The 10,194-nt window shown below is 69.5% G+C and carries 11 protein-coding genes; 4 read left to right on the forward strand and 7 right to left on the reverse strand.

The window, feature by feature from the left end; all coding sequences use genetic code 11:
* Positions 1 to 93: 93 nt before the first annotated feature.
* The 5 genes from ABZS37_RS29440 to ABZS37_RS29460 form a co-directional block, all read right to left on the reverse strand.
* Positions 94 to 783, reverse strand: coding sequence for a DUF4142 domain-containing protein (locus ABZS37_RS29440; RefSeq protein WP_355174309.1), 690 nt, complete (start codon positions 781 to 783; stop codon positions 94 to 96).
* Positions 784 to 976: 193 nt separating this feature from the next.
* The gene (locus ABZS37_RS29445; protein ID WP_355174311.1) at positions 977 to 2,608 is read right to left on the reverse strand and encodes a cytochrome b N-terminal domain-containing protein; all 1,632 of its coding nucleotides are present in this window, start codon (positions 2,606 to 2,608) and stop codon (positions 977 to 979) included.
* Entirely contained in the window at positions 2,605 to 3,693 is a 1,089-nt protein-coding gene (locus ABZS37_RS29450) for a Rieske 2Fe-2S domain-containing protein (RefSeq protein WP_355174313.1), read from the reverse strand. Before ABZS37_RS29450 ends, ABZS37_RS29445 begins: the two co-directional genes overlap by 4 nt.
* Before the next feature lie 64 nt (positions 3,694 to 3,757).
* Entirely contained in the window at positions 3,758 to 4,594 is an 837-nt protein-coding gene (locus tag ABZS37_RS29455) for a cytochrome c (RefSeq protein WP_355174315.1), read from the reverse strand.
* Positions 4,595 to 4,664: 70 nt separating this feature from the next.
* On the reverse strand, positions 4,665 to 5,264 hold the full coding sequence (locus ABZS37_RS29460) for a heme-copper oxidase subunit III (protein ID WP_355174316.1): 600 nt from the start codon (positions 5,262 to 5,264) through the stop codon (positions 4,665 to 4,667).
* Between the two features lie 99 nt (positions 5,265 to 5,363).
* Here ABZS37_RS29460 and ABZS37_RS29465 point away from each other — a divergent pair, with 99 nt between their 5' ends.
* The 4 genes from ABZS37_RS29465 to ABZS37_RS29480 all read left to right on the forward strand — a co-directional run bounded on the left by ABZS37_RS29465 (position 5,364) and on the right by ABZS37_RS29480 (position 8,308).
* Positions 5,364 to 6,293: a cytochrome c oxidase assembly protein gene (locus ABZS37_RS29465; RefSeq protein WP_355174380.1), complete on the forward strand. Its 930-nt coding sequence runs from the start codon at positions 5,364 to 5,366 to the stop codon at positions 6,291 to 6,293.
* Between the two features lie 107 nt (positions 6,294 to 6,400).
* Positions 6,401 to 6,796 carry a hypothetical protein gene (locus tag ABZS37_RS29470; protein ID WP_088988339.1) on the forward strand — a complete coding sequence of 132 codons (396 nt, stop codon included), beginning with the start codon at positions 6,401 to 6,403 and terminating at the stop codon, positions 6,794 to 6,796.
* 89 nt (positions 6,797 to 6,885) lie between these two features.
* A complete protein-coding gene (trpD, locus tag ABZS37_RS29475; protein ID WP_355174318.1) occupies positions 6,886 to 7,929 on the forward strand; it encodes an anthranilate phosphoribosyltransferase in 1,044 nt (347 codons plus the stop codon).
* Between the two features lie 172 nt (positions 7,930 to 8,101).
* Complete coding sequence (locus ABZS37_RS29480) at positions 8,102 to 8,308, forward strand: hypothetical protein (protein ID WP_355174320.1); 207 nt, start codon at positions 8,102 to 8,104, stop codon at positions 8,306 to 8,308.
* A 232-nt stretch (positions 8,309 to 8,540) separates the two neighbouring features.
* On the opposite strand, the gene ABZS37_RS29485 is transcribed toward ABZS37_RS29480, so the two are convergent.
* Together ABZS37_RS29485 and coxB are read right to left on the reverse strand one after the other, a co-directional pair.
* Positions 8,541 to 8,966 carry a cytochrome c oxidase subunit 4 gene (locus ABZS37_RS29485; protein ID WP_355174322.1) on the reverse strand — a complete coding sequence of 142 codons (426 nt, stop codon included), beginning with the start codon at positions 8,964 to 8,966 and terminating at the stop codon, positions 8,541 to 8,543.
* A gap of 9 nt (positions 8,967 to 8,975) precedes the next feature.
* Entirely contained in the window at positions 8,976 to 9,947 is a 972-nt protein-coding gene (gene coxB, locus ABZS37_RS29490; RefSeq protein ID WP_354994931.1) for a cytochrome c oxidase subunit II, read from the reverse strand.
* Between the last annotated feature and the right edge of the window lie 247 nt (positions 9,948 to 10,194).

A 10,194-nucleotide genomic window follows, 5' to 3' on the forward strand; every position in this document is an offset into this window, starting at 1 on the left:
GCATCCCGGTTCCGCAGACCAGCGCCAGCGGTACGCCCAGCCCGGGTGGCACTGGCACTGGGTCGCCGGCTCCGGCCGTCTGCTGCCGCTGTGTCAGCTCTCGCTGGGAGCTGGCGACTCGGTGGTGCCGCCGCCCGGAGCCGGGGACTCGGTGGTGCCACCCGGAGCCGGCGACTCGGTGCCAGTGCCGCCCGGAGCCGGCGACCCAGTGCCAGTGCCACCCGGGCTGGGCGTACCGCTGGCGCTGGTCTGCGGAACCGGGATGCCCAACTGGTTGGCGAGCTGCACCAGCTCGTCGTAGTGCGCCTGCAGGATCGGCAGAGCGGTCTGAGCCAACTGGACCACCGACTGCTCGGAGCCCTGCGAGATCTCCGTCTGGGTGGCCTGGATGGCCTGGACGTGACCGGCCAGCTCACTGGTCACCCAGAGCCGGTCGAACTCCGCACCGCTGGCGTTGTTCAACTTGTCGATGACCGCCTGCTGATCGGCGCTGGGCTCGTTCGGCAGCTCCACCCCGAGCTGGGACGCGGTCTGCTGCACCGTCTGGTCCAGCTGGGTGTGGTCGGTCTTCAGCATCGCGCCCAGGTCCTTGACCCCCTGGTCCTGACCCTTCTGCTGGGCCAGGTCACCGGCGGTGATCTCGAACAGGTTGACCTGGTGTACCGCCTGCAGGTACTGGGTGTCCTGCGTCGACGGCTGTGCCGCGGCCTGCGCGGCCGCGGCCGGCGCGACACCGACCAGTACCAGCGCGGCCAACAGGCCGAGGCGTTTGATACCCAACATGCTTCCCCCCCTTGAGACGTTGGACCGCACGGATACCCGGCTCACCGGGGTTATTCCTGCGATCGCCCGTCGCGGGGGGTCGACCGGTCCCGCCGTGGCCGTCCGACTCCTGGTCGGATGGGCGGTCGGTACGGATACGACGTGGCGCCCGCCGGAAATCCGGCGGGCGCCACGTAACGGTGCGTTTGGGCGGTCAGCGGCGGCTCTCGCCGCTGCCGATCTCCTCGCGCTCGGGCCGGGCTTCGACCGGCGGGTGACCCGGGGAGACCGGCGCCTCGACCGGCTTCTCGATCGGGTAGAAGAAGCCCCGGATGGCCGGGCCGAGGGCTCCCAGCCGGTTCATCTTCTTTGGCACGACCCAGCCGACGTACTCCAGCTCGCCGTGACCGTCCGCATGCCCGTTCGAGGCGCTGAGCGGCTGGTGCACCTCGACGAACCGGCCGTCCGGCATGCGCCGGATGATGCCGGTCTCCACGCCGTGCGCGAGCACCTCACGGTCGTGCTGCTGCAGACCGAGGCAGAGCCGGTACGTGACGTAGTAGGCGATCGGCGGGACCACCAGCAGACCGATCCGGCCAGCCCAGGTCATCGCGTTCAGGCTGATCATGAACTTGTCGGCGATCACGTCGTTGGCGCCGGTGAGCGTCAGCACGATGTAGAACGAGACGGCCATGGCGCCGACCGCGGTCCGGGCCGGGACGTCGCGGGGCCGCTGGAGCAGGTTGTGGCTCTTGCGGTCCTTGAGGTGCCGGGCTTCCAGGAACGGGTACATCGTCGACAGGCCCACGAGGATGCCGGGCAGCACGACCGTCGGCCAGAACAGCGGCGGGATGACGTACCCGTCACCGAGCGGGATGCTGATCTCCCAGGCCGGCATGAGTCGGGTCGACCCGTCGAGGAACATGACGTACCAGTCGGGCTGGCTGGCGGCCGAAACCACCCACGCCTCGTACGGGCCGAACAGCCAGATCGGGTTGATCTGGAACAGGCCGCCCATCAGCGCGATGACGCCGAAGACGACCATGAAGAAGCCGCCCTGCTTCAGCGCGTACCGCGGGAACATCCGCTCGCCCACGACGTTGCCGTTGGTCCGACCGGGGCCGGGCCACTGGGTGTGCTTCTGCTTGAAGACCAGGCCCAGGTGCACGCTGATCAGCGCAACCAGCAGACCCGGAATGAGCAGCACGTGGGCGATGAAGAACCGGCTGATGATGATCGTGCCCGGGAACTCGCCACCGAAGATCGACGACGTGACCCAGGAGCCGATCACCGGGATGGAGAGCATGATCGCCGAGGCGATCCGCAGGCCGGTGCCGGACAGGCCGTCGTCCGGCAGCGAGTAGCCGGTGAAGCCGGCCAGGAAGCCGACCCAGAACAGCAGCGAGCCGATGATCCAGTTGGTCTCCCGCGGCTTACGGAAGGCGCCGGTGAAGAAGACCCGCAGCATGTGCACGACGATCGCGGCCATGAACAGCAGCGCCGACCAGTGGTGCATCTGCCGCATCACCAGACCACCGCGGACGTCGAACGAGATGTCCAGGCTGGAGGAGTAGGCGGCGGACATCGGCGTGCCCTGCAGCGGGGCGTAGCTGCCGTCGTAGACCACCTCGGTCATCGCCGGCTCGAAGAAGAGGGTCAGGAACACACCGGTCAGCAGCAGCACGACGAACGAGAACAGCGCGATCTCGCCGAGCAGGAACGACCAGTGGTCCGGGAAGACCTTGTTCAGCAGCTTGCGCAGGGGAGTGGCCACCTGGAAGCGGTCGTCCACTCCCACCGCGGCCTTGCCCGGCGTCGCCGCAAGGTCAAGCTTTCGACGCTTCATGGCCGCTCCCAGAAATCAGGCCCGACGGTCTCGGTGTAGTCGGACTTCGCCACGAAGAAGCCCTCAGAGTCCACCTCGATCGGCAACTGCGGCAGCCGCCGGCTGGCAGGGCCGAAGACGGGCTTGGCGTTGTCGGTGATCAGGAACTGAGACTGGTGGCACGGGCAGAGCAGCCGGTTGGTCTGCTGCTCGTACAGGCTGGCCGGGCAGCCGGCGTGCGTGCAGATCTTGGAGAACGCCGCGTAGTTGCCCCACATGTAGTCGCCGTGGCCAACCCGCTCGTTGGCCTGGCGCGAGGTCAGCGCGTCGGAGTCCCGCAGGTGGATCAGCAGCGTCGGCGAGTCGGCGTGCCTGTTGCTCACGCCGTGCTCGATGCCCGGGAAGACGGTCAGCTGACCACCGGCGCTGATGTCGGCCGGGCGGATCGGCCGGCCGTCCTCGCGAACCAGCCGGATCTTCTCGCCGGTGTTCGCAGCGGCGAAGCCGGTGCGGAACATCTGGTTGTCCTTGTGGGGGTTGGAGATCATCCCACCGACCAGCGGCGCCGCGACCACCGCGCCGACCGGCGCGAGACCGGCCAGCAGCGAGATGCCGAGCAGCGGGCGACGCTTCACGCCCAGCTCGTCGGCCATGTAGAGCATGGTCTGGCCGGTGATGGTGCGGCCTTCGGAGTCCACCGCGCCCTCGTGCCGGTCCTGGATCGAGACCTCCTTGGGCAGCAACTTCTTGCCCCAGGTCAGGATGCCGAAGCCGACGGCGAGCAGCGCCACGCCGAGGGTGAAACCGAGCAGCGGGGTGTAGAACTTGTCGCCGCCACGGCCCGGCTCGTACTGCCACGGCCACCAGATGTAGATGGCCAGGAACGCGGTCGCCGCCAGGCCGGTGATCAGGAAGAGCCCGGCCACCAGCCGGGTCAGCCGGCGCTCGGCCTTGGTGCCGGGCAGCACCTGCGGCTCGTAGTGGACGATTTCGATGTCGTCCCGGCGCGCGCCCTCACGGACGATGTCGAAACGGGTCACCCCGGGTGCGTTCAGATCGAGCGGCTCCTGGCCCTGCGGGGCCGGGTGCTCGGTGTGGGTGCTCATGCCGTCACCTCGCTACGGGTGGCGCCGAGCGGCACCACAGCACTGAATCGGATGATCCGCTCGGTCACGACTTGCCCGCAATCCACAGGCTGGCGAAGACGAGCGCCACGATGCCAACCAGGAAGATCGCCAGGCCCTCGGTGGACGGGCCGTACCGCCCGAGGTTGAAGCCGCCCGGGTCCTGGTCGTTCTTCAGCGTTTCCTGGATGTAGGCGATGACGTCGGCCTTCTGCTCCGGCCGAAGCTGGTTGTCGCCGAACACCGGCATGTTCTGCGGGCCGCTCAGCATCGCCGCGTAGATCTGGCGGTCCGTCGCGGGGTGCAGGCTCGGGGCGTACTTGCCCGAGGAGAGCGCACCGCCGCCACCACCGAACGCGTGGCACTGCGAGCAGTTGATCCGGAACAGCTCTCCGCCGGACGCGACGTTGCCACCCTCGCGGAGCTCCTCGCCTTCCGGCACGACCGGGCCGCCGCCGAGCTCCTGGATGTACTGAGCCAGCTGGCGGGTCTGCTCGTCGGTGAAGAGCGGGGGCTTGCGGTGCGCCTGGGCCTCCTGGCGGGCCAACGGCATCCGCCCGGAGCTGACCTGGAACTCGACCGAGGCCGCGCCGACGCCGACCAGGCTCGGCCCGCGGCCCTCGACACCCTGGGCGTTGCGGCCGTGACAGGTCACGCAGCTCACGTCGAACAGCGCCTTGCCCTCGGCGGCGGCGCCGGTCAGCTGCGGGTTGTCCTGCGCCTGGGCACCCGGGGCGAAGACGGTGTAGGCGCCGCCGGCGAGCATCAGCGCGGCGATCAGCCGGACCGCGGCGCCCAGCCGGCGGCGGCCCCTGCTGCGCGCGGCCGGCCGCTCGCGCAACCGCGCGAGCAGACCGCGTCGGCGGTCGTTGTCAGAAGTCATGAGCGGTGTCCTTAACCGGTTGGACCTGTCTCAGGGGACGGAGCAGCAGCGCGGATTGTGACGCGCAAGATCACTGGAGCCAGTAGATCATGGCGTACAGCCCGATCCACACGACGTCGACGAAGTGCCAGTAGTACGACACGACGATCGCCGAGGTCGCCTGCGCCGGAGTGAACCGGCCCATGGTCGTGCGGACCATGAAGATGATGAAGGCGATCAGGCCGCCTGTCACGTGCAGGCCGTGGAAGCCGGTGGTCAGGTAGAACACCGACCCGTACCCGTCTCCGTTGATCTTGACGCCCTCGTGCACCAGCGTGCGGTACTCGTTCAGCTGGCCGAGCACGAAGATCAGGCCCATCACGAACGTGACGGTGAACCAGCGCCGCAGCGCGTGGACGTCGCCCTTCTCCGCCGCGAAGACGCCAAGCTGGCACGTCACCGAGGACAGCACCAGGATCACCGTGAAGGTGGTCGCATACGGGATGTTCAGCGCCTCGGTGTGCTTCTCCCATTGCTCCGGCGCTGCCGCGCGGATCGAGAAGTACATCGCGAACAGCGCCGCGAAGAACATGAGTTCACTGGAGAGCCACACGATCGTCCCGACGCTGACCATGTTCGGTCGGGTCAGAGAGTGGATCCGGCTCTTGTCAATGGCTGGGGCCGCGGTCACGCCGTCATTATTGCCCCTGACCGGGGCCGGCGATCAGCGGGGTGGCAAACCTGCGCCTTCCGTGGCCCCACCGTCAGGGTCCGGTTCGCCTGGCCTAGCCTGAAAAGCGTGCTGCACGTCGATCCGATCTTCGCCGCCACCTCGGCCCCGCCGCCGTTCACCGTCGGCGCGGTGCTGACCGAGACCCGGCTGGACAGCTGGCTGGCCCTCGGGCTGGTGCTCGCCGCCGGTCTGTACCTCTACGGGGTGCACCGAATGCGCCTGCGCGGCGACCGGTGGCCGATCGCCCGTACCGTCTTCTTCCTCGGCCCCGGGCTGGGCGGCATCGCGCTGGTCACGGTCAGCGGGCTGCACGCGTACGACACCGCACTGCTGTCCGTGCACATGATCCAGCACATGGTGCTGTCCATGGTGGCGCCGATCTTCCTGGCGCTGGGCGCACCGATGACCCTGGCCCTGCGGACCCTGCCGGTCGGGCCGCGCAAGCGCCTGCTGGCGATCGTGCACAGCCGCGTCGCCCGGGTCTACAGCTTCCCGCTGGTGGCGTTCGCCATCTTCGTGGTCAACCCGTTCGTGCTGTACTTCAGCGACCTGTACCGCTTCACCCTCGAACACGCCTGGGCGCACGAGCTGGTGCACGCGCACTTCATCATGACCGGCTGCGTGTTCTTCTGGCCGCTGCTCGGCCTCGACCCGCTGCCCGGCCGCTGGCCGTACCCGGCGCGGGCGCTGTTGATGCTGCTCTCCGTGCCGTTCCACACCGTGCTCGGCCTCACCATCATGCAGAGCACCACGCTCTTCGGCGGCGACTGGTACCCGTCACTCAACCTGGGTTGGGTCGACCCCTGGGCGGACCAGGTGGTCGCCGGCGGCATCCTCTGGGCAGGTGGTGAGTTCGTCAGTGTGACCATGCTCGCGGTTCTGGTGGTGCAGTGGGTCAAGCAGTCCGAGCGGGAGGCCCGCCGGGTCGACCGCGAGCTGGACCGCCAGGAGGCCCGCGACCGCGCCGCCGACGCCACGACCGCCTGAGCTGCGCGGACGGCACGACCGACGGGTGGCGACGGGCGGGATGTTGGCTGCGTCACGCCGACCGGTACGATCAGCGGGCAGCTACGAGGTGGAACCGGAGTGCCGGAATGAGTGATCGTCTTTGCACCGTCCTGCTCTACAGCGACGACCCGCAGGTCCGTGATCGGATGCGGTTGGCCGTCGGCACCCGACCCGCGCCCGGGCTGCAGATCGAGTTCGTCGACGCGTCGACCTACGCGGAGACCATCCGGCTGGTCGACGACTACGAGATCGACCTGCTGCTGCTCGACGGTGAGGCCAGCCCGGGCGGTGGCATCGGCATCGCCCGGCAGATCAAGGACGACCGGGACGACGCTCCCCCGACCTGCCTCGTGATCGCCCGCGCCGCCGACCGATGGCTCGCCGCGTACGCCGAGGTCGACGCGACGCTGGTGCACCCGCTCGACCCGGTGACCACCGGCGGCACGGTGGCCGAGCTGCTGCGGACGCACGCACCCGCCTGACGTCCCCAAGCTCTCCGGCACCGTCACGGCGCCGGATCAGCCGGCGCCCGTTCCAGCCCACCCGCATTTCGCACGCTCGGGAGGCCCCCATGGGCGATCGGACCTGGCCGCACCTGCTCAACTCGCTGCTGCGCGGCGAGGAGCTGTCCACCGCCGACACCGCCTGGGCGATGGGCGAGATCATGGCCGGCTCGGCGGGTGCCGCGCAGGTCGCCGGCTTCGCGGTGGCGCTGCGGGCCAAGGGTGAGACGTCCGCCGAGCTGGCTGGGCTGGTCGAGACGATGTTGAGCCGGGCGGTCCCGGTCGACCTCCCCGAGGAGCTGCGTTCCACCGCGCTGGACGTGGTGGGCACCGGCGGTGACCTCGCCCACACGGTCAACATCTCCACCATGGCCGCCTTGGTGGTGGCGGGCGCCGGCGTCCGGGTGGCCAAGCACGGCAACCGGGCTGCCTCGTCCTCCTGCGGCACGGCCGACCTGCTGGAGTTCCTTGGCGTCCCGCTCGACCTCGATTCGGATGCGATCGTCCGCTGCGTCACGGAGGCCGGCATCGGGTTCTGCTTCGCGGCCCGGTTCCACCCGGGGATGCGGCACACCGGCCCGGTTCGACGGGAGCTGGGCGTGCCCACCGTCTTCAACTTCCTCGGCCCGCTGACCAACCCGGCCCGACCCCGCGCTGGCGCCGTCGGCTGCTTCGACCCGCGGATGGCCCCGGTGATGGCCGAAGTATTCGCCGCCCGCGGTGACTCCGTCCTGGTGATGCGCGGCGAGGACGGGCTGGACGAGTTCACCACGGCCGCACCGACCCGGGTCTGGGCGGCCCAGGGCGGCACCGTACGCGAGGCCGTGCTGGACGCGGTGGACCTGGGGGTACCCAGGTCCACCCTCGCGGATTTGCGGGGCGGTGACGCCGCGTACAACGCGGGCGTGGCCCGTCGCCTGCTGGCCGGCGAGACGGGCCCGGTCCGGGACGCGGTGCTGGTCAACGCCGCTGCGGCGCTGGCCACCCAGGGCCCGCTCGACGGCGACCTCACCGAGGCGCTGCGTGCCGGCCTGGCCCGCGCGGCCGAGTCGATCGACTCCGGCGCGGCCGCCGCGACCCTCGATCGCTGGATCGAGACCGCCACCGCCTGACCCCGGCCGCTCAGCGGGCGTGACTCGGGGCCCTCGATGCCGTCCGGGTCGACGGCCGAGGGGATTTGTCGGACCCGCGTGGGAAACTACAGCCGAGTAGTTCTCCGTTTCCGTTACGCGCCGCTGTGGCATCCGGAGGCGGTTCGCCTGGAGTGAGATGAAGGAGACGCCCGTGTCGCACCGCGAGCTCTACTGCGACGTCTGCGAGGGCGTAGCACCGTTCGAGGCGCCGCCCTGCGTCGACGGTCACGGCACCGACTGTCCCGAGCTGATCTGCACCGGTTGCGGCGCCGCCGTGGTGATCGCCACGTTCGCCTTCCGCGTCACCCGGTTGGCCGACCGCCGACGCCGCCAGCCGAGCCGCCGCCACGCCGCCTGAGACCACGACCCGGGTCGTGCAGCGTCTCGATCAACTCCAGATCGCCGACGTTGCGGCATCCCCCCGCGCTATCACCCCCACCTCGCCGATGTGGAGTCGATCACCCGGCGCGAGCGCAGTGACCGCACACTCTCGGGCCCGCACGGACCGGAGGCACGACGAAGGCCCGCTCCCCCAGTGGGGATGCGGGCCTTCGTGACGTGACGGTCGGTCGCGACGGCGACCGGGTGGATCAGTGCTCGGCGGTGCGCCGGGTGCCGCTGTAGTACTCGAACAGCAGCCCGCAGGCGGCGAAGACGACCGCCAGCAGACCGGCGCCGATCAGCCAGTACTGCCAGAACACCAAACCGAGCGCGGCGAGCGCGGCGGCCAGCGCCAGACCGAACGGCCAGTAGCTGCCCGGGCTGAAGAAGCCGACCTCACCGGCGCCGTCGGCGATCTCGGCGTCCGGACGGTCCTCCGGGCGCAGGTCGATCCGGCGGGAGACGAACCAGAAGAAGCCACCGCACATCGTGCAGAGCAGGAACGACAGCAGCAGGGCGACGGTGCCCACCCACTCGACGCCGCCCGACTCACCGTGCGTCCAGGCGCCGTAGAGGATGGTCGCACCGAGGAGGAACCCGGCGATGATCAGGAAGATACGCCACTCGGTCTTCATGCGGCTGCCTCAGCTTCCCGTGCCGGCCGGAGCGTCGTCCGGGTTGAAGTTGGACTGCGTCCGCCGGGTGTCGAACGGCCGCGTGGTCTCCGCGTACGGCTCCTGACCGATCTCACTCAGCGCGTCCTGGGTGGACTTGCCACCCTGCTTGGCAGCCAGGAACTGGTCGTACTTCTCCGGCGAGACCACCCGCAGCTCGAAGTTCATGAACGCGTGGTAGCTGCCACACAGCTCGGCGCAGCGGCCGACGTAGGCGCCCTCGGCGTCCAGGCTGGAGACCTCGAACACGTTGCGGATCTTGCCCGGCATGACGTCCCGCTTGAACAGCAGCTCCGGCACCCAGAACGAGTGGATGACGTCGCGGCTGGTCTCCTCGAACCGGATGGACCGGTTGGTCGGCAGCACCAGCACCGGGATGACCTCGCTGGTGCCGAGAGTCGACGCGGTGGTGCGGGCGTCGGGGCCCTGGCCGTCCCGGTAGTTGAACTGCCAGTTCCACTTGAAGGCGACGACCTCGACCGTGACGTCCGGGTTCTTCGACAACTTGTCGACGTCGGTCTGCACGATCGCCGTGTAGTAGAAGAGCACGGAGACGATCAGGATCGGCGCGATGGTGTAGAGGAACTCCATCGGCATGTTGTAGCGGGTCTGCACCGGCAGCGCGTTGCCACGCTTGCGGTAGCGCACGACACACCAGAAGATCAGGCCCCACACGAAGACACCGACCGCGAGCGCGGCGACGCAGGAGGCGATCCACAGGTCGTACATCCGCCGGGACTCCGGCGAGATGCCGCCCTGCGGCCAGCCGAAGCCGTCAAACGTCTGACCAACATCACAGCCCGTGAGCAGGACCAGCAGCGCCACGCCACCGAGACCGAGCCCGGCCACCCGACCAGCACCACGCCCCCGGCGTCCACCGACCCCTGGGTAAGCGCTGTGCCGTACGGCCGACGGCCGTACCTCCGAACTCCTTGCGACCACCTGGTCCTGCCTCCCTAGCGCGCCGCGGTGCGTCTTTCCTCAGCACCGGCGGCAAAGGCGTCACCGACGGTCGCAGATTACTCGACCATGACGGACTCGACCGTGGTGGGGTCACTGTCCGCCCCCCATCGGGGGGATCCTCGGCATACCGCCGCGATAGCGTATGGATCTGTGAGTGCGAGGAGTGAGCCGGGTTTGCGAGCCCCGCAGCCGCGAACAAAAGGCGGCCCCGCGAGTGCGAGGAGCG

Source organism: Micromonospora sp. NPDC005413, from assembly GCF_040606435.1.
In the GTDB taxonomy this organism is placed as follows: Bacteria; Actinomycetota; Actinomycetes; order Mycobacteriales; family Micromonosporaceae; genus Micromonospora.